Annotated in this window: 24 protein-coding genes; 15 read left to right on the top strand and 9 right to left on the bottom strand. The window is 71.4% G+C overall.

Annotation, left to right across the window (positions count from 1 at the left end; all coding sequences use genetic code 11):
• Positions 1 to 235: 235 nt before the first annotated feature.
• Together BKN51_RS24815 and BKN51_RS24810 are read right to left on the bottom strand one after the other, a co-directional pair.
• A complete protein-coding gene (locus BKN51_RS24815) occupies positions 236 to 1,018 on the bottom strand; it encodes a GAF and ANTAR domain-containing protein (protein WP_101609880.1) in 783 nt (260 codons plus the stop codon).
• A gap of 75 nt (positions 1,019 to 1,093) precedes the next feature.
• Positions 1,094 to 1,471 (bottom strand): VOC family protein, encoded by a 378-nt coding sequence (locus tag BKN51_RS24810; RefSeq protein WP_101609879.1) that lies wholly within the window; start codon positions 1,469 to 1,471, stop codon positions 1,094 to 1,096.
• 66 nt (positions 1,472 to 1,537) lie between these two features.
• Here BKN51_RS24810 and BKN51_RS24805 point away from each other — a divergent pair, with 66 nt between their 5' ends.
• Positions 1,538 to 1,879 carry an STAS domain-containing protein gene (locus tag BKN51_RS24805; RefSeq protein ID WP_101609878.1) on the top strand — a complete coding sequence of 114 codons (342 nt, stop codon included), beginning with the start codon at positions 1,538 to 1,540 and terminating at the stop codon, positions 1,877 to 1,879.
• A 105-nt stretch (positions 1,880 to 1,984) separates the two neighbouring features.
• The gene (locus BKN51_RS24800; protein ID WP_101609877.1) at positions 1,985 to 2,836 is read left to right on the top strand and encodes a SigB/SigF/SigG family RNA polymerase sigma factor; all 852 of its coding nucleotides are present in this window, start codon (positions 1,985 to 1,987) and stop codon (positions 2,834 to 2,836) included.
• A gap of 52 nt (positions 2,837 to 2,888) precedes the next feature.
• On the opposite strand, the gene BKN51_RS44725 is transcribed toward BKN51_RS24800, so the two are convergent.
• The 3 genes from BKN51_RS44725 to BKN51_RS24790 form a co-directional block, all read right to left on the bottom strand.
• Complete coding sequence (locus tag BKN51_RS44725; RefSeq protein ID WP_007031507.1) at positions 2,889 to 3,014, bottom strand: hypothetical protein; 126 nt, start codon at positions 3,012 to 3,014, stop codon at positions 2,889 to 2,891.
• A gap of 82 nt (positions 3,015 to 3,096) precedes the next feature.
• Positions 3,097 to 3,528, bottom strand: a complete 432-nt coding sequence (locus BKN51_RS24795) for a pyridoxamine 5'-phosphate oxidase family protein (protein WP_101609876.1) — start codon at positions 3,526 to 3,528, stop codon at positions 3,097 to 3,099.
• A gap of 64 nt (positions 3,529 to 3,592) precedes the next feature.
• Entirely contained in the window at positions 3,593 to 4,342 is a 750-nt protein-coding gene (locus tag BKN51_RS24790; RefSeq protein WP_101609875.1) for a nucleotidyltransferase domain-containing protein, read from the bottom strand.
• Positions 4,343 to 4,419: 77 nt separating this feature from the next.
• On the opposite strand from BKN51_RS24790, the gene BKN51_RS24785 reads away from it, so the two are divergent.
• A complete protein-coding gene (locus BKN51_RS24785; protein WP_101609874.1) occupies positions 4,420 to 4,896 on the top strand; it encodes a TspO/MBR family protein in 477 nt (158 codons plus the stop codon).
• Here the strand turns inward: BKN51_RS24785 and BKN51_RS24780 are convergent.
• Entirely contained in the window at positions 4,889 to 6,193 is a 1,305-nt protein-coding gene (locus BKN51_RS24780) for a type VII secretion protein EccE (RefSeq protein WP_233223001.1), read from the bottom strand. The genes BKN51_RS24785 and BKN51_RS24780 overlap by 8 nt on opposite strands.
• Positions 6,194 to 6,322: 129 nt before the next feature.
• On the opposite strand from BKN51_RS24780, the gene BKN51_RS24775 reads away from it, so the two are divergent.
• The 5 genes from BKN51_RS24775 to BKN51_RS24760 are packed head-to-tail and all read left to right on the top strand — an operon-like array spanning position 6,323 to position 12,674.
• Positions 6,323 to 8,398 (top strand): fibronectin type III domain-containing protein, encoded by a 2,076-nt coding sequence (locus BKN51_RS24775; RefSeq protein WP_101609873.1) that lies wholly within the window; start codon positions 6,323 to 6,325, stop codon positions 8,396 to 8,398.
• A 28-nt stretch (positions 8,399 to 8,426) separates the two neighbouring features.
• On the top strand, positions 8,427 to 9,380 hold the full coding sequence (locus tag BKN51_RS24770) for an AAA family ATPase (protein ID WP_101609872.1): 954 nt from the start codon (positions 8,427 to 8,429) through the stop codon (positions 9,378 to 9,380).
• A 2-nt stretch (positions 9,381 to 9,382) separates the two neighbouring features.
• Positions 9,383 to 10,510, top strand: coding sequence for a DUF58 domain-containing protein (locus tag BKN51_RS24765; RefSeq protein ID WP_101609871.1), 1,128 nt, complete (start codon positions 9,383 to 9,385; stop codon positions 10,508 to 10,510).
• Entirely contained in the window at positions 10,507 to 11,217 is a 711-nt protein-coding gene (locus BKN51_RS44445; protein WP_233223002.1) for a hypothetical protein, read from the top strand. Before BKN51_RS24765 ends, BKN51_RS44445 begins: the two co-directional genes overlap by 4 nt.
• Positions 11,151 to 12,674: a transglutaminase TgpA family protein gene (locus tag BKN51_RS24760; protein WP_233223003.1), complete on the top strand. Its 1,524-nt coding sequence runs from the start codon at positions 11,151 to 11,153 to the stop codon at positions 12,672 to 12,674. Before BKN51_RS44445 ends, BKN51_RS24760 begins: the two co-directional genes overlap by 67 nt.
• A gap of 108 nt (positions 12,675 to 12,782) precedes the next feature.
• Here the strand turns inward: BKN51_RS24760 and BKN51_RS24755 are convergent, their stop codons facing one another.
• A complete protein-coding gene (locus BKN51_RS24755) occupies positions 12,783 to 14,213 on the bottom strand; it encodes a serine/threonine protein kinase (protein ID WP_101609870.1) in 1,431 nt (476 codons plus the stop codon).
• Positions 14,214 to 14,315: 102 nt separating this feature from the next.
• Between BKN51_RS24755 and eccD the strand changes: the two genes are divergently transcribed.
• Positions 14,316 to 15,698 (top strand): type VII secretion integral membrane protein EccD, encoded by a 1,383-nt coding sequence (gene eccD, locus BKN51_RS24750; protein ID WP_101609869.1) that lies wholly within the window; start codon positions 14,316 to 14,318, stop codon positions 15,696 to 15,698.
• 4 nt (positions 15,699 to 15,702) lie between these two features.
• Positions 15,703 to 17,136, top strand: a complete 1,434-nt coding sequence (gene eccB / locus BKN51_RS24745; RefSeq protein ID WP_101609868.1) for a type VII secretion protein EccB — start codon at positions 15,703 to 15,705, stop codon at positions 17,134 to 17,136.
• Positions 17,137 to 17,281: 145 nt separating this feature from the next.
• Here eccB and BKN51_RS24740 read toward each other — a convergent pair whose 3' ends face one another.
• Positions 17,282 to 18,535 (bottom strand): sensor histidine kinase, encoded by a 1,254-nt coding sequence (locus tag BKN51_RS24740; RefSeq protein ID WP_101609867.1) that lies wholly within the window; start codon positions 18,533 to 18,535, stop codon positions 17,282 to 17,284.
• On the bottom strand, positions 18,532 to 19,197 hold the full coding sequence (locus BKN51_RS24735; protein ID WP_174720452.1) for a response regulator transcription factor: 666 nt from the start codon (positions 19,195 to 19,197) through the stop codon (positions 18,532 to 18,534). The genes BKN51_RS24740 and BKN51_RS24735 overlap by 4 nt, the downstream gene beginning before the upstream one ends.
• Positions 19,198 to 19,378: 181 nt before the next feature.
• On the opposite strand from BKN51_RS24735, the gene BKN51_RS24730 reads away from it, so the two are divergent.
• The 5 genes from BKN51_RS24730 to BKN51_RS24710 all read left to right on the top strand — a co-directional run bounded on the left by BKN51_RS24730 (position 19,379) and on the right by BKN51_RS24710 (position 23,763).
• Positions 19,379 to 20,032 carry a helix-turn-helix transcriptional regulator gene (locus tag BKN51_RS24730; protein WP_101609865.1) on the top strand — a complete coding sequence of 218 codons (654 nt, stop codon included), beginning with the start codon at positions 19,379 to 19,381 and terminating at the stop codon, positions 20,030 to 20,032.
• Entirely contained in the window at positions 20,032 to 21,687 is a 1,656-nt protein-coding gene (locus tag BKN51_RS24725; RefSeq protein ID WP_101609864.1) for a right-handed parallel beta-helix repeat-containing protein, read from the top strand. The genes BKN51_RS24730 and BKN51_RS24725 overlap by 1 nt, the downstream gene beginning before the upstream one ends.
• Before the next feature lie 58 nt (positions 21,688 to 21,745).
• On the top strand, positions 21,746 to 22,408 hold the full coding sequence (locus tag BKN51_RS24720; RefSeq protein ID WP_101609863.1) for a winged helix-turn-helix domain-containing protein: 663 nt from the start codon (positions 21,746 to 21,748) through the stop codon (positions 22,406 to 22,408).
• Between the two features lie 63 nt (positions 22,409 to 22,471).
• Positions 22,472 to 22,822 carry a hypothetical protein gene (locus BKN51_RS24715; RefSeq protein ID WP_101609862.1) on the top strand — a complete coding sequence of 117 codons (351 nt, stop codon included), beginning with the start codon at positions 22,472 to 22,474 and terminating at the stop codon, positions 22,820 to 22,822.
• Positions 22,807 to 23,763 carry a DUF6177 family protein gene (locus tag BKN51_RS24710; protein ID WP_101609861.1) on the top strand — a complete coding sequence of 319 codons (957 nt, stop codon included), beginning with the start codon at positions 22,807 to 22,809 and terminating at the stop codon, positions 23,761 to 23,763. The genes BKN51_RS24715 and BKN51_RS24710 overlap by 16 nt, the downstream gene beginning before the upstream one ends.
• Positions 23,764 to 23,876 lie beyond the last annotated feature (113 nt).

The following is a 23,876-nucleotide window of genomic DNA, read 5'->3' as shown; positions in this document are numbered from 1 at the left end:
CCACGCCACTGCCGCTCTGGCTCTCCTCTGCGGTACATGAAGGGGGCCTTCATGTACTTGGGGAAGGGGTCCTTCACGCGCCGCCGCCCGTGACTGCCGGGGCTGGCGGGTGTTACTGAGGCTGCGGAGGGCGATCACGTAGTCCGTGAAGGCCTCCTTCACTACCTTCAGGGTAGGCAAGGAGGCCTTCACGGACCTGCGACCAGGCACGCGGTGAACGGGTCCGTCCGCGTCCTCAGGGGGTGTCGAGCTCCGTGTGCCGGGTGGCCAGGGTGGCGGCGAGCTCGGCGAGTTTGACGTTGAGGTCCTGGGAGGTGCGGCGAAGCAGGTCGAAGGCCTCGTCGGCGGTCAGCCCGCGTCTTTGCATGAGGATCCCCTTCGCCTGCCCGATGACGTCGCGGGACTCGACGGCCCGCCGGAGGTGCCTCGCCTCCAGGTCCGCGCGGCTCACGGCGGTGGTGGCGGCGAGGGCGAGTGAGCCGTGGGTGGCCAGCAGCAGGGCCATGTCCTGGGCGGCGGCGTCGAAGGCGGCGGGGCGGCGGCCGTAGATGTTCAGCGCCCCGGGCAGCTTCGGCGGCTTCGCGTCGGGCACCAGCACGGTCGACAGGATCGAGGTGAAGCCGTGCTGGACGGTGGCCCGGGAGAAGTCCGGCCACCTCGTCTCGTTCGCCAAGTCGTCACTGCGGATGTGGCCGGGGCTCCCGTCGGCTGCGGCATCGACGCAGGGGCCGGTTCCGGCGCGGTACTGCACCTCGTCGAGCTCCAACGCCACTTCACGGGTCGAAACAGGGGTGTGGAAGGTCCCGTCCGGGGCACGGAGGGTGATCGACACCAGATCGGCGCCCGGTACCACCCGGTACGCGGCGTCGATGACCTGCTGGAGGACCTGTGCGGGTGTCGACGCGACCAGCAACAGACGGGTCAATTCGACGAACTGCTCCGACAGAGGACCCTCCGGCGCGTTCGTGCCGGAGCCGAATTCCGCCTTGTCACGTTGCCACAGTCGTTCGTCCGCCATCGAAGCCCGTTCACTAGGTTTCTTTGTCCTTCACCGAATACCCCGTGGTGGCGGCCTCCAATCGAGGCGCGTGTCTCAGGGGTCGAGTCGCTTGCGAAGCAGGCAGAACACGTTGCCTTCGGGGTCGGCGAGCACGTGCCACGACTCCTCCCCGGTCTGGCCGACATCGGCGGGCCGCGCGCCGGCGGCGAGCAACCGCTCCAGTTCCGCGTCCTGGTCGCGGTCGGTGGGGTTCACGTCGAGATGCAGAGGGAGCTTGCCGGGCTTCGGGTCGTCACCGCGGCTCAGGATCAAGGTGGGTTGCGGGCCGCCGAATCCGGTTCCGGGCGGGCCGATCTCGATGTCTTCACCTTCGACGCCGAGCTCCACGTATCCGAGGACTTCGCACCAGAACGCCGCCATCCGGACGGGATCGGCGCAGTCGAGGACGAGTTCGGTGATGCGGCAGGCCATGCCGCCGAGGGTAGCGAGCGGCCTTGGCGGTTGCAGGTCGATCTGTGTCCTTCTACCGTTCGTTGAATGGCGTTCAACACTGATACCGGGCAGTCCGCTCCTCTCACCGTGGTCGAGGCGGCGCGCTCGGACGGCGCCATCACGATCGCGGTGACGGGCGATATCGACATCTCGACCAGTCCCCGGCTCCTGTCGGAGATCCGCGCGTTGCTGGCGGGCGCTCCCCGCGTGGCGGTGATCGACCTGACCGGTGTCGGCTTCTGCGATTCCTCGGGCCTGTCCGTGCTGGTGCAGCTGAATCGCCAGTGCGCCGAATCGGGGACCGACCTGGGGCTGGCGCCCTCCAAGGTGGTGCGCCGGGCCATCGAACTCACCGGCCTGCTGCCGACGTTGAAGATCGTCGAGTAGGGCGGGCTTTTCGTCGCGCGTCGATGTTTGCCGCTCCGGCCCGACGGGTACCAGTGCTTTGACGGAAAACGTCACGCCGGTCCGGAAGGGACAGATGAGCCTTCGATGAACGCGCCGTCCCTCGTGGAAGATCTCGACCGGTCCACCTCGCGCGACGAGGTGCTACCGGCTCCGCGCGACCGCAGCGGCACTAAGACGCGGCGGGGTGACGACTACTCGCATTGCCGCCCTCTGTTCGACGAAATGGCCGCATTACCCGCGGATCACCCTGAGCGCCGTCGGCTGCGCGAACGCCTGATCCTCGAGTTCCTGCCGGTCGCCGAACACATCGCCGTCCGGTTCAGCGGCCGCGGTCAGCCGAGGGAAGACCTGGTCCAGGTGGCCCGGATCGGGCTGATGAAGGCCGTGGACCGGTTCGACCCCGGCCTGGGCGGGGAATTCCTGGCTTACGCGGTGCCGACGGTCATGGGCGAGGTGCGCCGCTTCTTCCGCGACACGGGCTGGGCGGTACACGTCCCGCGAGGGATGCAGGAACTCCGCACCCGGCTCGCCCGGGGGACCACGGAGCTGACCCAGCTCCTCGGCCGCGCGCCGACGCCCACCGAACTCGCCGGTCACCTGGACGTGGACGTCGAAAACGTCCGGGAAGGCCTGCTCGCCGCGAACAGCTATCAGACGTCGTCGCTGGACAAGCCCGTCAACGACGGTGATGGCTCGGCGCCGCTCGCCGACGTGGTGGGCGAGCTGGACTCCCGCTTCGAGCTCATCGAAGACCGCCACACCGTCGTCCCGTTGCTGAAGCGGCTGCCGGACCGGGATCGCGCGATCGTCACGATGCGGTTCTTCGACGGCCTGACCCAGTCGCAGATCGCCGAACGTCTCGGCATCTCCCAGATGCACGTTTCCCGACTGCTCACGAAGATCCTTCAGGACCTGCGCGGCAGGATCGAAACCTGAGGGGAACAGGGACGCTGTACGTCCCCGTCCCCGTCCCCCTCACACGAACGGCTTACTGGCAGGCTTCGCAGTCCGGGTCGTCGATGCGGCAGGCGGCGCCGTCGGTGAGCGGGAAGTCGAAGTCGTCGAGCGCGGGGACGGCCAGAGCGGTTTCTTCCGGCGTGGCGGTAGCGGACATGTCACTCCCTTGGGTAAGAACGGGTCTTCTCTCTCTGTAGCGCTCGAGATCGCCGCTCATTCCGTGACGCGTGCCACAGCGGTCAGACGGCCGCGAGGTCCTTGCCCGGCAGCATTCCGTTGGGGATGTCGGTGACGCGCCAGGAGTCCACGGTCAGCTGGACGGTCTCGATGGGCGTGTCCAGGAACGGCGCGACGTAGGGGACCTTCGCCACGAGCAGGTCGCGGGCGGTCTGGGCCCGGTCGCCGTCCAGGATCTCGGTGCGGACCATCGCCTGGAGGAACGGGTCGGCGGGCGAGCCGGTGGAGACGATGACCGAGGCCACCGGGTTGCTCCGGATCGCGGCCAGGGTGCGCCCCCGTCGTTCGAGGACGAGGACGAGGGTGAACAGGTCGGACTCGGCGAAGAACACGCCGTTCACCCAGGGGCCGGACTCGCCGGCGGTGGCGAGGTACAGCGACTGGTGCGCCGCCAGTGTGGTCCGCGCGAGGGCGGAGACATCGGTCGTGGACATGGCGACAACTAGAACCCGGCGGCGCCGGGCCGCCAAATTCGACCATCCTATCGGGCGATTTTGGCTACTTAGTGGCGAGAAGCAGCGCGTCCGCCTCGTCCAGCGCCTTGGCGAGAACGCCGGGATCCGGCCGCAGACCGGCGACGATCGCGTCGATCTCGCGCAATCCCGCCCGCCGCAGCAGCCGTTTCTCGTTGGTGACCCACTCGCCACGCGCCGCCAGCACCGCGTGCGCCGTCTCCATGGCGGCGGTGGCCAGCGCGCCCGCGACCTCCGTGGCCGCGCCGCGCGCGACGTAGGCGCCCCGGGCGTAGCGCAGGGTCAGTTCCGCGCGGCCCCGCCACATCGGCGGAGCGGTTTCCCGCAACGCTTCCGGGTACTCCGGCCGCGGCAGGTCGCCGCGCAGCACCCGGTTGACGGCGAGTTCGGCGACGACCAGGTAGCTCGGGATGCCCGCGAGGTGGAACATCAACGGCTCCCAGTGGAACCGGCCCTCCCGTGCTTCGGCGAGATGGTGTTCGACGACGTCGAGGTCGCGGTAGTGGACGTCAGCCTGCCTGCCGTCGATCGTGAGCCAGGCGCCGCCGTTGAACACGCCACCGCCCCAGGCGCCGATCCCGGACACTTCGCCGTCCCAGCCGACGGCGCGCAGGTCCGCCGGATCGAAGCCGCCGCGGTAGTAGACGGCGAAATCCCAGTCGCTGCCGGGATCGTGCGTGTTCTGGGCGCGTGACCCGCCGAGGGTGACGGCGTGCACGGACGGCAGCGCGGCCAGGCCGCCGGCCACGGTGGCAAGGAAGGTTTCGTCGTTCATGGCGTAATCGATCTTACGGGCGAACGCGACCGGTTTTTGAGCGCGCGAGAGCCTGCTCGCGGCCTTACGCTCGACACATGACCACGATCCCGGGACGGCTCCGCGCGCCGCTGGCGTTACTTCCGTTTCTGGCCGCCGTCGCGGTGGCGGCGCTCGTGGGCGGGCTGGCCGCGAGCAACGCCCGATCTGTCTACAGTGGACTCGAACTGCCGCCGTTCGCGCCGCCCGCCTGGCTGTTCGGTCCGGTGTGGACGGTCCTGTACATCGGGATCGCGGTGGCGGGCTGGCTGTACTGGAAATCCGGCGGCGAGCGCCGCGCGCTGGTCTGGTACGCGGTGCAACTGGTCCTGAACGCCGCTTGGACCCCGCTGTTCTTCGCGGCGGGCGCGTACGGCCTCGCCCTGGCCGACATCGTGCTGCTCGACGTCGCCATCGTCGTCACCGCGCTGTACTTCCGCCGGTCTTCCCGGGTTTCGGCCGTGTTGCTGCTGCCGTACCTCGCCTGGACGTCGTACGCGACGGCGCTCAACGTCGCGATCGTCGTGCTCAACTGACCCCGATCGGCAGCGTGGCGGCCACTCCCTTGGCGTGCCTGCCGTCGAGCCGGTCCAGGGTGAGTCCGCCCCGGCGGACGGCGAGTTCGAGGTCCCGCACCGCGTGCTCGACCGCTTGAGCCCCCGCGGCGGCGACCCGGATCGCCGCGCTGACCCGGGGTTCGGTCTCGGCTCCGCGGCGCGCGGTCACGGCGAGCGTCACCGCGGCGCGGGGCGCGGCGGCGAGCAGGCGGCGCGAGAGGTCCGCCGCGAGCGCCGGTGACAACGCGTCCCAGCCTTCGAGGCGGAAGGTCGCCTGGCAGATCGGGCCGCTGTGCCAGAACCGCCATTCCTCCCGGATGCGTGCCCGGCCCGCGGTGACATGCGCCAGCGACGCGAGCGCGCCGAGGACCTCGTTTTCGGCGAGCGACCGCACGGGCAGGCCGTCGCGGCGGAGTTGCCGCCGCACCCGCCGGACCGTGTTCCCGAGCGCCTGCCGCACGTCGGCGTCGTGATGGACGTCGACGGTGCGCAACGCCTGCAGCGCGACCCAGCCGCGTGGCGGCCGCGAGCGGTCCGCGCCGACGTGCTGGATGACCTGCGCGGCGACGTCCAGAGCCTGTTCCCGCGACGGTGGCAGCAACGTCAGCGGTGACGGCATCGGCCGCTCTCGCGCGGCCGATTTCGGTTGCAGTACAGCGGTGATCCCGTCGGCGCGGCTGACCATGAACACCGTCTCGCCGCCGATCTCGCCGGTGGTCCCCGCCGCTTCCGGGGACAGCAGGCTCAGCAGCGCCCGGCCCGCCTCGCCCGCGTTCCGGAGATCCCGGTCGCGGTCGCGAGTCAGGTATCCCGACGCCGAACCGAGCCATTCGTAGAGCCAGCGCCCGCGAACCCGGACGGCGGTCAGCGCGACGGTCACCACGGCCGCGGTGACCACGGCGGCCGCCAGCGGCCACGGCCGTCCCGCCACCAGGACGAGCGCGACGGCGACGAGCTGCCAGCAGACGATCTGCAGGACACCGATCCGGCGGGGACGCCGTCCCGAAGCGGGTGCCACCGGACTCGGCCGCGGCGGCCCGGGAACCGGAGCGGGAACGGGCGCCGTCGCGGACCACCGCGGTCGTTGTTCCGCCTGGCGTGCGGCGCTCAACGCGGCCAGCGCGGCCTCACGTGCGGCGGCCCTGGCGTCCGGCGCCGCGTAGGCGAGCGGGCCGGGCAGGGCCTCCGCCCGCGGTACGGCCGGCGCCGCCCGGGGAAGCGGCGGGGGCGGAGCCTGGTACCGCTCGCCCGTCCTGGCCGCGCCGAGATCGGTCATCGTCCTGCCTCCTCAAGCCGTGTGCGCCTCAGCGTCCCCGGCGAACATGAGGTTTCGATGACACGGCCCGGCAGGTCCGCCGACAGGCTGTTTCATCGAAATTTCATGGTCGCTCTCTAGCTTGATCGCGTGAACACCGACGAGCGGAGCACGAAGCGGTTCAGCGTGGTGGCCAGGACCCGGATGGCCGTGGCGCTGGTGGTCGCGGGCTGCCTGGCGCTGGTCGGCCTGGCCGTGAGCGGACAGGCGTCCACCCCGGCGGCGCTGGAATTCGTCCAGGTCGGCCACTGGGTGTACAACGACGCCGCCCAGTCGGCGTTCCACGTCGACGGCTCGACGAACCGCGTGGACGCGCGCGCGAACGTGCCCGGTGCCGAAAGCGGCAGCCAGGTCGTGCAGGGGGACGACTCGGGCTACGTCGTCGAGCGGAACCGCATCACGGAGTTCGACAAGGCGACCTTGAGCGTGGACGAGTCCAAGCCGCCGCCCGCGCCGGAGACCCCGTTCGTGATGGAGGTCATGGGGGGTCCGTACCTGGTCTACCGCAACGCCGGTCAGGTCGTGCGCCTCGGCGATCCGACCGCGACAGTGCCCGCAGGGGGGCCACTGTCCCGGCCGGTCGCGACCGTCGAGGGCACGGTGTGGGTGCACCGGGTCGACAACGGCTCGATCTGCGAGCTGCCCAAGGGCGCGGCCGTCCTGACCTGCACCGCGCATCTCCCGCCGTCGCACGGCGGCGGGCTCACGCTGGTGGGTGACCGGCCGGTCGTGCTCGACACCACCGGCGACAGCCTCCACCGGGTCGGCCTCGACGGGCTCGGCGAAGCCCTTCCCCTCGGCATCAAGCTCTCGCCGTCGGCCCAGGTGGCCACCAGCGCCGTCGGTGACCGGCTGGCCATCGCCGACCCGGAGCGCAACCAGCTCCACCTCATCGACATCAGCGGCCTCGACCAGGACCGCCCGTCCGCGAAGCCGATTTCGGTCGAGCTGACCAAGGGCAGCCGGTTCAACGGCCCGGTCTCCTCGTCGAACGTCTTCGCCATGGTCGACGAAACCCGCGGGGAAGTCCTGACCTACGACATGGCGGGCAAGGTCAAGGCCACGGTGAAGGTGCCGGGCCAGGCCGCGGCGGCGAGACTGGCCAAGGGCGAGGACAACCGGATCTACGTCGACAGCTCCGACGGCTCGCACGTCCTGGTCGTCAACGGCGAGGACGGCACGGTGCTCGACGTCGATGTCGACAAGGCGGCCAGCAGCCAGACCGCGGGAGCGCCGTCGGCCACCCCGGAACCGCCGTCCGGTAACGAACCCCCGCCGCAGCAGCAACAACCGCAGCAGCCGCAGCAACAACAGCAGGCGCCGCCGAACACGCAGAAACCGGTTCCGCCGGTGGCGAAGGCGACCCCGCCCGGCGCGCCGAGGAACGTGGGCGCGACCTCGGGGGACGGCTCGATCAAGGTCTCGTGGAGCCCGGCCGCCGACAACGGCGCGCGGGTCACCGGCTACCGGCTGACCTGGTCCGGCGGTTCCACCCGGGTCGGCGGGTCGACACGGGGGGCCACCGTTTCCGGGCTGAAGAACGGAACCCCGTACGTGATCACCGTGGTCGCGGAGAATTCGGCGGGCGTCGGGGCGGGCGCCAGTGCCAAGGCCGTCGTCCCGGGTCCGGCGTCGCGGCCCGCCACCGCCCCGGTCGTCACCGCGAACGCCGGTGCCGACGGGAAGGTCTCGGTGAGCTGGACCCAGCCCGACCTCCGCGGCGGCACGCTGGTGCACTACCTGGTGAGCGCGACGGGCCAGGGCGAGCGCAAGCTTTCGGCCAGGTCCACGGAATTCACCGGGGTCAAGGGCGCCATCACCATCACGGTCCGCGCGGTGACGAAATTCGGTTCGGGCGCCGCGCTCACCGGGGCCGCGGGCAGCCGGAAGGTCACCGTGCCGGTGGCTTCGGGGCCGCCGACGATCACCATCACCCAGGTGCGGGGCGAGGGCAACAAGCTGTTCGTTTCCGTGATCGCCGACGGGAAGGGCGCTCCCGCGACCTGCCAGGCGGAGTTCTTCGGCAAGACCAAACCGGTGGCCTGTTCCGGGGCGACGACCCTGGTCATCTCGGAGGTCTCCTGGCTCGGCGCCATCACGATCACCGCATCCATCAAGACCTCGGCGGGCACCGCCACGGACACCTGGCGAGGTGTGCCGTCGTGACCGGCCGACGAAAGGACGAGGAAGTTCTGTGACGCTCACACCCAGGGTCGCCTACGAGCAGATCGCCGAGAACGTGCAATCGGTGGTGCGCGGAAAACCGGAGGTCGTCCGGCTCACCGTGGCGGCGCTGTTCGCCGAGGGGCACCTGCTGATGGAGGACGTGCCCGGCGTCGGGAAGACGACGATCGCGCGCTGCCTCGCCGCCAGCATCGGCGGCCGGTGGAGCCGGATCCAGTTCACCCCCGACCTGCTGCCCGGCGACATCACCGGCGTGATGGTCTACCACCAGAACACCGAGCGCTTCCAGTTCCACCCCGGCGGGATCTTCGCCAACGTGGTGCTGGCGGACGAGATCAACCGGGGGACGCCGAAGACCCAGGCCGCGCTGCTGGAGGTGATGGCCGAGCGCCGGGTGACCGTCGATTCGGTCGGCCAGGCGGTGCCGCGGCCGTTCCTCGTGGTGGCCACGCAGAACCCGATCGAACTGGAAGGCACCTACCGGCTGCCCGAAGCGCAGCTGGACCGGTTCCTCATGCGTATTTCCGTCGGCTACCCGGATCTGGAATCCGAGATGCGGGTGGTGATGGGGGACTGCGCGGGGGTGACCCCGGACGAACTGAAGCCGGTGCTGAGCATCGCCGACGTCCAGCAGGTGATCGACGAGGTGCGGAAGTCCCATCTGGCACCGGAGATCGTCAACTACGCCGTCCGGCTGGCCGCGGCGAGCCGGTCGCATCCGGACGTCCGCTACGGCGCGAGCCCCCGGGGCAGCATCGCGCTGATCCGCGCGGCACAAGGGCTCGCCGCCACCTTCGGCCGCGACTTCGTCACGCCGGACGACGTCAAGGACGTCGCGCATCCGGTGCTGGACCACCGTCTGGTGCTGACGCCCGACGCGGAACTCAACCAGCGGCGGACCGCCGACATCGTCGACGAACTCCTGGGCGCGACGGCCGCGCCCATGGCCGCGATGGGGAGGTAGGCGTGCGGCTCACTCGCCGCGGCGTCATCGTGCTCGTCTTCGCCGCCGGGTTCTACGCGCTCGGCGAATTCGGCGGGTACACGTTCTTCCGCGCGTTCGCCGGTATCGCGGCGGCCGCGGTGCTGATCGCCTTGGCCACCACCAGGTTCCGGCCGAAGGTGGAGATCGGCCGGACGGTCCGGCCGGACCGGGTCGAACGCGGGAAGCCCGCGCTGGCCTCGCTCGTCGTGCGCAACACCGCCTCGCGCAGGCACGGTGGTTTCGCCGCGGGGGACGGGATCGGGACCGAAACGCACCGCCTGCGCGTCCGCCCGCTCGCCCCCGGCGCGGAAGCCACGTACCACTACGAACTCCCGACGACGACACGCGGGAAACTGCGGGTCGGGCCGCTCGTGGTGCACCGGCCGGATCTGTTCGACCTCGCCCGCGGCGAACAGACCGTCGGCGGGACCGCCTGGCTGTGGGTGCATCCGCGGCGGCACGCGGTGCGCGCCGCGCAGGCGGGCCATCCTCGGCATCACCACGAAGGCCCGATCACCGATCCGCCGCTGCGCGGTTCGGCGGATCTGCGCGCGGTGCGGGAGTACGTGATCGGCGACGAGGTCCGGCATCTGCACTGGAAGGCGACCGCCCGGACCGGGCGGCTCATGGTGCGTGAGTACGCCGATCCGGCCCAGCCGCGGTTCACCGCCGTGCTCGACACGCGGCGCTCGTCGATGAGCCCCGCCGTCTTCGAGGAGGCCGTCGAGGTGGCGGCCTCGCTGTGTTACGCGTCGGCGTCGGCGGGGCAGCACTGCCGCCTGATCACCGCCACGGGCGCGGACACCCTGACCGACAGCGGCGTGCGCGCGGCGAGGACCTTGCTGGACGAACTCGCGCTCGTCACGCAGGACGCGGCGGACGACGCGCCCCTGCTGCCGTCCGTCCTGGCCGCCGGTCAGCGCCCGGGAGGGGTGCTGGTCGTGATCACCGGACCGGACGCCGACCTCGGCCACGCCGCTCGCTGGCTGCCCGACACCGTGGTCCGGCTCGGTGACCTCAGGCCGTCGGCGGGCGCAGGCGGCCTGATCATCGCCGTCGACGCCGCCGGTGCCGCGGCCCAGTGGAATTCCTTGGCGGGCAAGGCATGAGCGCGGGATTCGACCGGATCGCGGTCGCCGGGCTGCTCGGCGCGACGGGGGTCGCCGGGCTGCTCTTCGCGCCGGTGTTCGGCTGGGAGGCGTTGCTCGTTCCGGTGCTCGTGGTCGTCCTCGTCGGCTACGGCTGCGCGGAGCTGACGGCGAAGTTCCCCAAGCTGGTTCCCTACCGGCCGTTGCTCGTGGCGCTGCTCGGCCTGCTGGGGCTGATCGAGACGGTGCTGACCTCGACCACGCTCGCCTACCTTCCCACCGCGGCGTCGGTGCAGGGGGTGGCGCGCGGCCTCACCGAAGGCTGGCAGCTCACCCTGCAGTCCACCTGGCCCGCGCGGCCGGTTCCCGAACAACTGCTGTTCGTCCCGCTGTCGGTGCTGATCGCCGTCGTGCTCGGGCTGGAATTGGTGCTGCGCCTGAAGAAACCGCTCGTGGCGCTCGTGCCGAGCCTGGCCGTCGCCGGACTCGCGCAGGCGTACCAGGCGTTGACGGGCATCGGCGCGGTGGCGGCGGCGCTGGGGTACGCGCTGCCCGCCGGGCTCCTGCTGTGGTCGGGCCGCCGGCAGGTGGTCCGGGCACCCGGCGGACCGCGGTTCTCGTGGCGCGTGACGGGATCGGCGGTCTGGCCCGCACTGTCCATGTGGTCGCTCTCGTCGCGGGCGCCGTCGTGCTCGCCGGGCTCGATCCGGTCGGACGTGATCCGCTGACGCTCAAGGACACCCAGGCCGCGCCGCCGCCGAAGAGCAGGCTCGGCAACCCGCTGGACGACATCGCCCAGCGGCTCACCCGGCCGGACGAGGAGGTGTTCCGCTACCGCGGCGACACCCCCGTCGATCAATGGCGCTTGATCGTGCTGAACGGTTTCGACGGCTCGAACTGGCTCGCCGATTCCCGGATCCGGCGGCTCGGCGCGGGACTCGACGGCGCTCCCGACGGTGCGGGTGGTTCCGCCGAACTGCGGGTGCGCGGGCTCGCGGGACCGTGGCTGCCGAGCCATCCGGATCTCACCGGTGTGGACGGTCTGACGCCGCTGGTGGACGAGTCCGCGGGCACCTTGATGATGGATTCGGCGTCCACCGGCCCAGAACGGAACTACCGGCTCAGCTGGTCCTCACCCGACGTCGACCTGGGCGCCGGGGAGGTCGACGCGCGGGCGCCGGGCGGGCTCGGCGGACTCGGCGCGGTGCCCCCCGAACTCGAGCAGGTGGCCAGGGACGCCGTGCGCGGTCTGCGCCCGACGTTCCAGACCGCGTTGCAGCTGGAACGTTTCCTCAGCACGAACTATCAGGTCGCGGTGGGCAAGGAGGATCTGCCGACCGGGCACGGCTGGCCGCAGTTGCGGCACTTCCTGCTGGAGAGCAAACGGGGCACGAGCGAGCAGTTCGCCACCGCGTACGTGGTACTGGCGCGGATGAGCGGCATCCCGGCGCGGCTGGTCGTCGGGTTCCGCGGTTCGGCCGAGACCGACGGCGGGATGAACGTCGTCCGCAACCGCGATGTCCTGGCGTGGCCCGAAGTCGCGGTCGCCGGGGTGGGCTGGGTGGCACTCGACCCGACCGCCACCGCCGGCAAGGCGGGACGGGATCAAGGCGGTCCCGGCAAGGCCGTCGCCCGGGCGAGGGCCCAGCTGCCCGCCGAACAGGAACTTCGGCCGCCTCAGCTTCCGCCGGGTACCCCGCCGGACGCCGCCGAGGACCAGAGCGCCGACGTGGGAGCGGGCTGGTGGTGGCTGGCGGCCGCCGCCCTGATCGTCCTTTTCGGACTCTTGTGGCTCTTCGGGGTGCCGATGGCGAAGGTCGTCCGTGCGCGGCGGCGGCGTCGCCGTTCGGGTGCGGAAGGGGTGCTCGGCGCCTGGGACGAGATCCGCGACCGGTTGCGCGCGCACGGCGTGCCGTTCCGGATCGGGATGACCCCGCGCGACCTCGCCGAGTCGGCGGGCGCGCTCGCCGGGGAGGGGATCCGCGAGCCTGTCGCCAGGCTGGCCAAGGTGCTGGACGTGACGCTGTGGTCCGGTGTCCCGGTGGGCGACGGCGCCGTCCGGCGGGCGTGGCAGGAGGTCGGCGAGGTCCGCCGGGGCCTGGCCACCAGACCGTTCGCGGCTCGGGTGCTGGCGGCACTCGAGCCGCGGACCCTGGTGCCGATCAAGGCTTCGCGCCGGTCTTGAGCGGCGTGGTGGGTCCAGGTGGTCGCCGGAAGTACGTGAAGGCCCCCTTCCTTGCGCCTAGGTACAGGAAGGGGGCCTTCACGTACTTGGGGAAGGCGCGGCCCTGTCTCAGGAGTTGCAGCGGGCGCCGCGGATCGGGATCGGTTCCGTGGTGTAGACGTGACGGCCGTCGGTCGCCCTGAGCTGGAAGCAGTACCGCCGCGCCGGGTCGACCGGGACGTCCAGGCCGCGCTGACGGTGGGCGACGAGCTGTTTCGTCTCGAGCCGCTCGCCCGCCATGATCACGACGAAGTCCAGTTCACCTTCCGCGGTCCAGGTCAGCCGCACGTGATCGCTCTGATCCTGAGGCGGGGCGAGGGCCAGCTTGACGTCCGGAGCCGGAGCGGAAGCGGGTGACGGCGGCGGGATCGCGGCGGCCACCGGGACCGCCTGCCCGCCGACCTCCGCCGGGCCGAGGACCAGGGGCAGCACGGCGATCCCGGCGACGAGCACGCCGGCGCCCGCCAGCGCGACGGGGCGCCGCGGAATCCCGCGTTCGGTCTTGAGCGGTCCGCTGAATTCGCGGATCAGCGTACGGCCGCCCGCGGGCGGCGCCTGCACGACCTGGATCGGCGCCGGGACCGCGGGGGGTGCCGCGCGGACCGGGGCAGCGGACCGGTGGACTTCGGCGAAGTCGTCGAACTCGACGTCGACGTCCTCTTCTTCGCTTTGCGCGTCAAGGGAATCGCCGGTGACGACCTCGCCGCCCGGCAGGCGCAGTTTCGTGAAAAGCCGGGCCAGTGAAGCGACGTCCTGCGGCCGGTCGGCCGGTTCCTTGGCCAGCAACCGGAGGATCGTGCCGGAGAGTTCCCTCGGGACACCGGCGTCCTGGATCGGCGCCACCGGTTCCCTCAGCACCTGGAGGATCCGCTCGCCGGGCTGCTGCCCGGTGTGCCGGGGGAAGGGCGGCGCGCCGGTCAGCGCGGCGTAGAGCACCGCGCCGAGTCCATAAAGGTCGGACGCGGGGGAAAGCGTGTCGTCGCGCAGGGTTTCCGGCGCGGTGTACTCGACCGCGTACATCGGATCGCGCGGGAACCGCCGCCGCAGGGCCACGCCGAAATCGGCGAGCACGAATTCGCCGGACGCGCGGTACAGCACGTTGTGCGGGGTCACCCCGCCGTGCAGGACGTCCGCCCCGTGCGCCGCGGCGAGCGCCGAAGCGATCGAGGCGCCGAGTGCGAGAACATCGGAAACCCCCAGGCGGGCACCGGATTCCAGCAGTCCGGAGAGTGAACCCGGGCACACTTCACGGCGGATTCCGGACCGGCCGTCGGGGTAGGACCGGACGTCGTCGATCTGCAGGACCGACCGCGTCGACCGTACGGCGGCGAGCGCCTTCCGTTCGCGCTCGAGCCACGCAGAGGTCTCGCGGTCGAAGGAACCGGGGAACATCTTGACCGCGAAATCGTTGCCCGTCACGGGATCCCGGCCCGCGTAGACGGTGGCGATGGGGCCCTGGGCGAGTAGCCTCGGTCCGCCGACGCCTGTCTCGATGCTCATGACCCCATTGTCGCGCAAGAAGGCCGGATCCGTCGCCCTTTCCCGGCGGCAGGTTCCTGCCGCGGCGGCCCGGCGGCCCGGTCACCGGCCCACCCTTTTCCCATGCAGACTGCCGGCCTGGTCAGGGTCACCATCACCACTCCGCACCGGCGCATCGACATGGCGCTGCCGGAACACGCGTCCGTCGCCGAAATCCTCCCCGGCCTGCTCGCGCGGGCGGGTGAGGGGATGGCCGACGACGGGGTCGCCGGCGGCGGCTGGCAGTTGCGCCGCGCCGACGGGACTGCCTTCGATCCGGACCGGACGCTGGGCGCGCACCGGGTCCGGGACGGGGAGATCCTCCATCTGACGCCGCGCCGCGCCGAATGGCCGGAGCCCGAGTACGACGACCTCGTGGACGCGATCGCCACCGGTTCCGGCCGCACCGGCAAGGCCTGGGGACCGCGGCACACGCGGCGGGCCGGGCTGGCGGCCGGTGCGGTGGCGATGATGTTCGGCCTGGTCGCGGTGCTGCGCGCCGGTCCGCCGTGGACGTCCCCGGCGTTCTGGGCGCTGGCGGTTTCCGCGCTGCTGCTCGCCGCGGGCGTCCTGCTCGCGCGGGCCCTGCGCGACGCCGGTGCCGGAGCGGTCCTGGCCGCTGTCGCGCTTCCGTTCGCCTTCACCGGCGGCGGGCTGTTGCTGGCGGACGACGATCCGATCGGCGCGCTGTCCGCCGGTCACCTGCTGCTGGCGAGCGCGGCGCTGCTGCTCGCGGCCGTCGTCGGGCATCTCGGGGTGACCGCCGCGCCGGAGCTGTTCACCGGGGCGGCCACCATCGGGGTGCTCGGCGTGCTCGGCGGCTGGCTGGCCACCTTCGACGACCTGGCGGGCTACCGGGCGGCCGCCGTCATCGGCGGCGGGGTGCTCGCGCTGTCGACCACGTTCGCGCCCTTGGCGCTGCGGCTCGGCCGGGTGCCGATGCCGGTGCTGCCGCGCTCGACCGCGGACCTCGTCCGCGACGATCCCCAGCCGCCGCTCGCCCTCGTGCACGCCGCCGTGGCCAGAGCGGACGCGTTGCTCACCGGGATGCTGGGCGGCGCGGCGATCGTCGTCATGTACTGCCAGCTGTCGCTGATCCGCAGTGACAGCGAGGCCGCGGTCATCCTCGTGGCCCTGCTCGCGGCCGGTTTCCTGGTGCGGGCGCGGTTGTATCCGATCCTGCGGCAACGGCTGCCGGTACTGGTGACCGGGATCTTCGGCGCCGGATGCCTGCTGGCGGGTCCGCTGATGACCGACCGCTCGCTGCTGCTCGTCCTGGCCGGGCCGTTGTCCCTGGCGGTGGCAGCGGGTGTGATCGCCTCCGGCGTCGTGCTGAGCACCCGCGCCGCCAACCCTTATCTCGGACGGCTCGCCGAGTACTTCGAGATCCTGGTGATGATCGCCGTCGTCCCGGTGACGTGCTCGGTACTCGGCCTGTACGGCTACGTGCGCGGACTGGGGGGCTGAAACCATGGCGTCCAAACGAGATCAGCTGCAGGCGTACCAATTCCTGGTGCAGCGCGCGATTTCCGCGCTCGTGACCAGGGAGACCGATCCGGAGCAGCCGCCGTTCCGGCGTCCGTCCGGTGCCGCTTTCGCCAGTGTCGCGCTGGCGATCGTGGCGCTGGCGTGCGTCGGGGTCTACGGGATGATCGTGCCCGGCGGGAACAACGCCTGGCGCAAGGAACCGGCGGTCATCCTGGAGAAGGAGACCGGAACCCGGTACGTCTTCCTGGACGGCAGGCTGCACCCCGTCGCGAACTACACGTCGGCGTTGCTGCTGCTCGGCGATCACCGCGCCACGGAACGGGTTTCGCGCGATTCGCTCGCCGGAGTCCCGCGCGGGCCGCGGATCGGCATCGCCGACGCGCCGGACGCCTTGCCCGGCACGGAAAAGCTCCTGACCGGTTCGTGGTCGCTGTGCTCGGCCCCCGCCAGCGATCTCGCGGGCAGCCGGATCGAGGAGTCGGTCCTGCTGGCGGGCGCGTCGCCGTCCGGCGGCGCGGAACTGGGCGAGGGGGCCCTGCTGGTGGAATCGACGTCGACCGGCGACCGGTTCCTGGTGTGGCGCGGACATCGGCACAAGATCGACGACTACAACGCCGTCGGCACCGGCCTCGCGCTCACCGCCGAACCGTGGGCGCGGGTCGGCAGGGCGTGGCTCGACGTGCTCCCGGAAGGCGCGCCGATCGGCCCGCTCCCGGTGGCGGCGGCGGGCGAGGTGTCCACCGCGGTCCCGGGCCGGACCGACATCCGCAACGGGATGCTGCTGATGGTGCAGACCTCCGGTGGCGGGCAGCAGCACTACCTCACCGAACGGGACGCCCTGCGGCCGATCACCGAGCTGCAGTACGACGTCCAGCGCGCGAGTGCCCAGATGATGGCCGCTTATCCCGGCACCGAACCGAAAACCGTGCCGCTGCCGCCTTCGCTGGCGACGATGTCCCGGCAACTGGACCCGATCCAGGCCGAAGCGGGCGCGGCACCCGCCACCCGGCCCGCCATCGCGCGCCTGCGCGACCAGAACGCCACCGTGTGCGCCACCTTCGGCGACAACGCGGCGGCCCCTTCGCTGGCCGTCGATCCCACGCTGCCGCCCGCCGATCCGATGTCCACCACCGCCCGCCGGACCGCGTCCGGGACCCCGCTCGCGGACCGCGTCCACGTGCCGCCGGGCAGCGCGATCGTCGTCGAGGCGATGCCTTCGGCGCAGGCCCCGGCCGGGACGCTGACCGTCGTGACCGACATGGGGCGCCGCTACCCGCTGGCTTCACCCGACGTACTGAAGATGCTCGGCTACCCGTCGGCGCGTCCGGTGCGGCTTCCCGCCGGCCTGGTCGCGCGGCTTCCCGAAGGCCCGAGCCTCGACCCTTCGGCCGCGCGACGCCAAACCCTGGGCGGCTGAAGGGGCCTTTGCCCGCGTGAATCCAGGCTGGGCGCGCAGCGCCTCATTTGAGGGTGGCGGCGGGGCCATGGATGGAATGACAAAGGGAGCTTTCCCCGCATCAGATGCGGGGAAAGCTCCCTTCAGCCCACCGACAAGGGCTCGGTCAGGAAGTGCTGACCGGGAACCGGAGTTCGAAGATCGCGCCGCCCTCGTCGGCGTTGTACACCGCGAGTGTGCCGCCGTGCGCCTGCGCGACCCATCGCACGATGGAGAGCCCGAGACCGGAAGATCCGCCGGTGCTGGCGAACCGGTCGAAGGCGTCACCGGCCATCGTGGTGTCGATACCCGGGCCGTGGTCCGCGACCGTCACGGTGCCGCCGGCGACGGTCAGGTGCACGAAAGCCTTCGCACCGGGTTGGCGGCCGTAGCGCACGGCGTTGTCGAGGAGGTTGCCGATGGCCCGTTGCAGCAGCGCGGGATCGGCGTCGACCTTCGTGGGCGCGGCGGTGACGGTGACCTCGGCGCCGTCGGTCGCGCTGTCTTCGACGATGCCCACCACCAGCTGGTCGAGCCAGATCGGCTGGATGCTCAGCTGTTCCACTCCCGCGGCGAGCCGGGCGCGGACGAGGAGGTCGTCGATGATGCCGCCCATCCTCGCGGCGAGGCGGACCGTCCGCGGCAGGAGTTCCGCCGACTGCGCGGGGTTGGCCATCGCGGTTTCGGCGAGCGCGCGCAGGGCGGCGACCGGGGTGCGGAGGTCGTGCGCGGTTTCGGCGAGCAGGACCTCCTGCTGCTGCAAGGCCGCGGCCGCGGGCCGGATCGAACGGCCGGACAGCAGGTGGCCCGCGAACCCCAGTATCGCGACCAGCAGCACGGTGCCACCGATCACCAACAGCGTGAACCGGGTGTGCGCGGAGTCTTCGGCCTCGGTGGACTGCACCGCGACGACGGCCGCGAACGTCTTGCCGTCGCCGTCGCGCAGTGGTTCGACGCGGACCTTGACCACGTCGCCGTTGGTCGCCTTTTGGTGGCCCTGCACCAGCTTGCCGGTCTTCACCGCTTCGGTGGCGAGCCCGGTCAACAGCTGCATGCTCATCGGGACGCAGCTCGCCCGCGAAAGATGTGGCTGGAACGCGGGCGCACCGCCGGGCAGGACCGCGAACTGCGGGCAGCGGTCGTTCAGCACGTCGGTGTTGACCAGGCCGAAGCCGACGGTGCCGTCGAATTCGACCAGTCTGCTGACCGACGACGTGACCTGGTTCAGCGCGGCGTCGATCCGTTCCTCGCCCTGGTCACCGTCCTCGTTGATGAGCAGCCACGCGAAGACGACCAGCCCGAGGGTGTTCATCGCGGTGAACAACGCCGTCAGCGTCCAGCGGAGCCGTCGCAGGCGATCGGCCGAGGAGTGGGTGTTCACCGGGCGCCCAGCCGGTAGCCGAGGCCGCGGACGGCGTGGATCAGTTCGGGTTCCTTCAGCTTGCGGCGCAACCGCTTCACCACCACATCGACCACATTGGACATCGGATCGGCCTGCTCGTCCCAGCAGTGCTCGATCAGATCCGCCCGCTTGACCGGCAGTCCCGCCCTGGTCAGCAGGTATTCGAGCACCGCGTACTCCTTGTTGGTCAAGGTGAGCAGCACGCCGGCCCGGCGCACCTCACGCCGCGCGCAGTCCATCACCAGGTCTTCGTGCTGCAGCACCGAGGGCCGGTCGAACGCGGAGCGGTGACACAGATTGGCCACCCGCTCGGTCAGCTCGGCCATCACGAACGGCTTCACGAGGTAGTCGTCACCGCCGTGTTCGAAACCGGCGATCCGGTCGGCGAGCGCGTCGCGGGCGGTGAGGAACAGCACCGGCGCCCGCCAGCCCAGCTGCCGTCGCATGTGGACGTATTCGATGGCGTCGCCGTCCGGCAGCATCCGGTCGAACACCACGCAGTCGTGGTGCGTACCGCGCAGCAGCCGGTCCGTGGTCGCGATGTCGCCGGCTTCGTCGACGACGAAACCGGTCGAGCGGAGCTGCGTCACCAGCGCGAGCCGCAGATTTTCGTCGTCTTCGACGACCATCACCCGTGTCATCAAAACCTCATGTTCGGACAGCGAAAGTAGACGCGTGCAGTTGCCCCGGCCCACCGTGCCGGCCGTGATGCCCCTGAACGCTAACGCGTCGGGTGTCCCCGGCGGCCCGGACGGGGAGCAACTGGCATGAACAGGACGTCGTCGGCGGCACCGCGCCGGGGGGAAGAGGGAGGTACCTGCGATGACCGTGCAGACCGGCCAGCTCAGCCTGGTCACGGGAACGGGCCAGGGCGGCGACCGGGCAGGGCTCGGCGAGTTGCTCGCGGACGCGACCGGCGAGGTGCTCGTGATGAGCACGGGAACGGACACCGCGTTCCAGCGGATCGCGCTCGCGAACGTGCGCCCCGGCGTACGCCACAAGGTGCTCTTCCCCGACTCCGCGCGGATGTCCGGCGCGCTCAACCGGCTGTCGCGGGCCGGGGCCGAGGTACGGACCGACGCCGAGGTCCCGATGGACGCGCTGGTGATCGACCGGACGCTGGTCGTCCTTCCCGCGGAGGGCAGGCAGGCCGGTTCCGCGGTGTTCCGGCTGCCCGGCGTGGTCACCGCGACGGTCGGGCTGTTCGAGCGGATCTGGCAGGCCGCCGCGCCGCTCGTCCCGCTGGAGGACCCGGAGTCGGAAAACGCTTCGATTCTGACCGGCCGCGAGCAGGAACTGCTGACGCTGCTGTTCTCCGGCACGACCGACGAATCCGCCGCCGCGCGGCTCGGCATCTCGGTGCGCACGGTGCGGCGGATGGTCGCCGACATCATGAACCGGCTCGGCGCCCGCAGCCGCTTCCAGGCGGGGGCCAAGGCGGTCGACCGCGGCTGGCTGATGGCGAAGGCGGGTTGATGACCATCTCGACCCCAGGACGCGCCATGCTCGTCGCGCGGCGGCCCGGTGCCTTCCCGACCATCGGCGAAGCACTGCTCGAGGCGTCCGACGGCGCTGTCATCACCATCGACGGCGGTGAATACGCGGAGACCGTCGAAGTGACCGGTCGCCGGGTGACCCTGGCCGCCGCGAAAGGGACCAGCGTGGTCATCGACGGCAGGGGCGCGGACCGTCCGGTCCTCCGCTCCACCGGCGGAGCGCTCGTCCTGCGAGGGATCGAAGTGCTGGCCGACACGTCGTCCGCGGTCGTGGCCGACGACACCGAGCTGGTCATGGACCGCTGCACCGTCTCCGGCGGGCGCGGGCCCGCGGTCATGCTCCGCGGGACGGTGGCCTTCACCGTGACCGGCTGCGTGATTTCGTCGGCGGAGCAAGGAATCACCGTCGACGGCGCGCCGGGCAGGATCGAGGACACGACCGTCGAAGGCGTGACCGGTGACGGGATCACCATCGGGTCCGGCGCCGATCCGGTCGTCCGCAACTGCACCGTGACCGGCTGCGGGTTGCGGGGTTTCTACGTCTACCAGTACGCGCGGCCCGTCATCGAAGGCTGCGCGATTTCGAACGCCGGCCACGAAGGCATCGCCGTGGCGCATCACAGCGCTCCCGTGCTGAAGCGGTGCACGGTCGACGAGGTGGGCGGGTCCGGGATCGCGTTCGGGCCCGGTTGCGGGGGTTCCGTCACCGCCTGCCGGGTCGAGAACACCGCCGAGCCGGGGATCGCGATCGCGGAGAGCGCGACGGCGACCGTCACGGCGGCGGATCCGGCGGGGCGCGGTACTTGCGGCGACCTCGAACTCGACGACATGCTCGGCGAACTCGACGCGATGATCGGCCTGCCGGAGGTGAAGGAGGAGGTCCGCGCGCTCGTCGACGAATTGCAGGTCAACGAATGGCGCCGCCGGGCCGGGCTGCCGATCGGCGCGGCCGCCCATCACCTGGTCTTCGCGGGCGCGCCGGGTACCGGGAAGACCACGGTCGCCCGGATCTACGGCAAACTGCTGAAGGCGCTGGGAATCCTGCCGCGCGGCCAGTTCTGCGAGGTCTCGCGCCGGGATCTGGTCGGGCAGTACATCGGGCACACCGCGGAGAAGACCGCCACCGTGTTCGAGAAGGCCAAGGGTGGCGTCCTTTTCATCGACGAGGCGTACACGCTGTCGCGGCTCGCCGGTTCCGGTGGCGACTTCGGCCAGGAGGCGATCGACACCCTGGTCCCGCTGATGGAGGAACATCGCGACGAGGTGGCGGTGATCGTGGCCGGGTACACCGGCGAGATGGTCGACTTCCTCGCCGCCAATCCCGGTCTCGCGTCCCGCTTCGGCAAGACCATCGAGTTCGAGGACTACAGTCCCGGCGAACTGCTCTCCATCTTCGGGCGCATGGTGTCGGCGGGTGACTACGAACTCGATCCCGACGCCGCACCGGTGCTGACCGAGCACTTCCGGCTCGTCTCCGGCGACGTCAACTTCGGCAACGCGCGGGACGCGCGCAGGCTGTTCGAAGGGTCGCGCAAGGCGCAGGCGCAGCGGTTACGGCTGTTGGGCCGGATGCCGACCGTCGAGGAACTGCGCGCGTTGCACGTGGCCGACGTGGAGGTCGCGACCACACGATGATGCCCTGTCGAAGGTCGATCGCGGACACGGGTTCACCGACAGGCACTAGGGTGCCAGTGTGCGGGTGCTGGTGACCGAGGACGACGAGAACTTGCGGGTGGCGCTGGAATTCGCCCTGCGCGGCGACGGGTTCGCGGTGGACACCGCCGCCGACCTGCCCGGCGCTGACGAGGCGCTGACGGTGAACGCCTACGACTGCGCGGTGTTCGACCGGATGCTGCCGTCGGGGGACGCGCTGGCCTACGTGCGCGGTAGGCGAGGTGCCGGGTGGCAGTTGCCCGTGTTGTTCCTCACCGCGCGCGACAGCGTGGCCGACCGCATCGACGGCCTGCGCGTCGGCGGGGGCGACTACCTCGTGAAGCCGTTCGCCATGCCGGAACTGATCGCGCGGGTGCGCAGCCTGTGCCGCCGCGACATGTCCGGGCAGGCGGTGATCCTGCGGTGCGCCGACGTCGAACTCGACACCGGCAGGCACCAGATCTCCCGGGCGGGCGTGCTGCTCACCGTGACCCGCAAGGAGTATCTCGTCATGGAGCGGCTGATGGCCGCGTCCGGGCGGCCGGTCTCGCGACGGGAACTCATCCGGTACGCGTGGGACGAGATGGCGGACCCGGCGTCGAACGTGCTGGACGTGGTGATCGCCCGGCTGCGGCGGAAGCTCAAGGATCCGCCGTTGATCCACACCGTACGAGGGTCGGGGTACCGGATGGCGCCGCACTGATCCGATTCGGCAGCTTCCGGCCAGCGGCGCGCACGGCGCACGCGTCGGGTGTCTGATCGGCAGGTGACCTTCGACATCATCGGCCTGTGCGCGGACCGGCCTGATCCGGCGACCGCCCTCGAGTCGGTCCTGCCACTGAACGGCGGGCTGACCGCGTCCACAGTGGAGGGTGGGCCGGTGGTCCAGCTCCGCCATCCCGACGGACGGCTGCTGGTGAGCATCGAGGACCCCCGCCTCGTGCGCGTCCCCGGCGAGGCGCGGCGGTTGCTCGGCGTCGAGATCGAGGTCCCGCATCCGGTGTGGTGGGTGGAGAGCCGTGCTCCCGACGAGGACCCGGAGGCGGAAGCCGTCGCCAGGGCGTTCACCGAGGCGCTGGTGGGCGGGACCGGGGGGTTGTCGTGGTCGAGCAGGTGACCGGGCATCCCGCCGCGGACTGGGCGACCTCGGAGGCACTGGTCGTCGAACAGTCCCGCCGTATCGTGCCCGCTTCCTCGTGGATGATCGACGCGGCGCGTTCCGCCCTGCGGAGCGAGCGGGTTCTCCAGCTGCTCACACCCGAGGACAGCAGGCTCACCTACCCGATGGAACTGCTGCTGCGGGACGCCGCGGCCGAGTGGATCGTGCAGGAGGACGCCGACCGCTACCGCGACGGGATCCGCGGCGTTCCGATGACCTGGACCGGAACGCGCTTCGTCAGCGATCCGGGCGGGCGGGCCGCCACCCCGGTGGAGCCGAAGATCGGCTCCGGCGACGTCGAGGTGCGGATCACCACGGTGCACCCGGTCTCCGGGCCGCTCCGGCTCGGCTCCGCCGCCGAAGCCGTGCTGCGGGCGTTCACCGGTGGCGCGCCCGCGGGCTGGGGGGACGCCGAACCCGCCACCTCGCCGTGGTCGGCCGACGAGATCACCGCGTACTGCCGGAACCGCGCCCCCGGCCGCACCCAGCTGGTCGTGGTCGGCGGTGAAGTGACGGGGCAGCTGCGGGTGTCGCCCACGGACGAAGGGACGATCGAGGAGACCAGGCTCAGCGGTCCCGGGACGCTGCGGCCGGAAGACCTCACGGCGTTGGCCGAGCAGGTCTCCGGCAGCGCGCGGCTGATGCTGGCCGCGGTGCATCCCGGCAGGCAGGGCGGGCCTCGCTCGGCCCGCCCGACCCGGCCGGCCCTGCCCTACGGACTCCTTGTCGGACAAGAGATAGTCGCTGCTCGCGGCGTGGTCCACGCCGAGCGGGCCCCGGCCGCGCGAGTCACGATGCTCGGGTCCGCCGCCTGGTGCACGCTGGACGGCGGCCGCCGTCCGCCGTACGAACAGCTCGCGGACCTGCTCCGTCACTTCGGAGTATCGGACACTCCCTGATCGCGACGTCTTTTCGCGACACCTCGGCCAGGAACGGGGTCACCCTGACAACGTGTCGCGAAAGCCACTTTCCCAACCTTCACCGTTGCGAAAGTGGCTTTCACAACGCCCAC

It is taken from the genome of Amycolatopsis sp. BJA-103 (assembly GCF_002849735.1).
Lineage (GTDB): Bacteria > Actinomycetota > Actinomycetes > Mycobacteriales > Pseudonocardiaceae > Amycolatopsis.
The sequence above is the reverse complement of the archived record's forward strand: the minus strand, read 5'-3'. Positions and strand labels throughout refer to the sequence as shown.

What these genes read in the sequence shown, in the direction of transcription:
- BKN51_RS24785 (WP_101609874.1), top strand. Translation starts at nt 4,420, where the DNA reads ATGACCACGATCCCGGGACGGCTCCGCGCGCCGCTGGCGTTACTTCCG.
- BKN51_RS44725 (WP_007031507.1), bottom strand. Translation starts at nt 3,014, where the DNA reads ATGTCCGCTACCGCCACGCCGGAAGAAACCGCTCTGGCCGTCCCCGCG.
- BKN51_RS24795 (WP_101609876.1), bottom strand. Translation starts at nt 3,528, where the DNA reads ATGTCCACGACCGATGTCTCCGCCCTCGCGCGGACCACACTGGCGGCG.
- BKN51_RS24730 (WP_101609865.1), top strand. Translation starts at nt 19,379, where the DNA reads ATGACCGTGCAGACCGGCCAGCTCAGCCTGGTCACGGGAACGGGCCAG.
- BKN51_RS44445 (WP_233223002.1), top strand. Translation starts at nt 10,507, where the DNA reads ATGAGCGCGGGATTCGACCGGATCGCGGTCGCCGGGCTGCTCGGCGCG.
- BKN51_RS24790 (WP_101609875.1), bottom strand. Translation starts at nt 4,342, where the DNA reads ATGAACGACGAAACCTTCCTTGCCACCGTGGCCGGCGGCCTGGCCGCG.
- BKN51_RS24800 (WP_101609877.1), top strand. Translation starts at nt 1,985, where the DNA reads ATGAACGCGCCGTCCCTCGTGGAAGATCTCGACCGGTCCACCTCGCGC.
- BKN51_RS24810 (WP_101609879.1), bottom strand. Translation starts at nt 1,471, where the DNA reads ATGGCCTGCCGCATCACCGAACTCGTCCTCGACTGCGCCGATCCCGTC.
- BKN51_RS24735 (WP_174720452.1), bottom strand. Translation starts at nt 19,197, where the DNA reads ATGACACGGGTGATGGTCGTCGAAGACGACGAAAATCTGCGGCTCGCG.
- BKN51_RS24755 (WP_101609870.1), bottom strand. Translation starts at nt 14,213, where the DNA reads ATGAGCATCGAGACAGGCGTCGGCGGACCGAGGCTACTCGCCCAGGGC.
- eccD (WP_101609869.1), top strand. Translation starts at nt 14,316, where the DNA reads ATGCAGACTGCCGGCCTGGTCAGGGTCACCATCACCACTCCGCACCGG.
- eccB (WP_101609868.1), top strand. Translation starts at nt 15,703, where the DNA reads ATGGCGTCCAAACGAGATCAGCTGCAGGCGTACCAATTCCTGGTGCAG.
- BKN51_RS24815 (WP_101609880.1), bottom strand. Translation starts at nt 1,018, where the DNA reads ATGGCGGACGAACGACTGTGGCAACGTGACAAGGCGGAATTCGGCTCC.
- BKN51_RS24725 (WP_101609864.1), top strand. Translation starts at nt 20,032, where the DNA reads ATGACCATCTCGACCCCAGGACGCGCCATGCTCGTCGCGCGGCGGCCC.
- BKN51_RS24805 (WP_101609878.1), top strand. Translation starts at nt 1,538, where the DNA reads ATGGCGTTCAACACTGATACCGGGCAGTCCGCTCCTCTCACCGTGGTC.
- BKN51_RS24780 (WP_233223001.1), bottom strand. Translation starts at nt 6,193, where the DNA reads ATGACCGATCTCGGCGCGGCCAGGACGGGCGAGCGGTACCAGGCTCCG.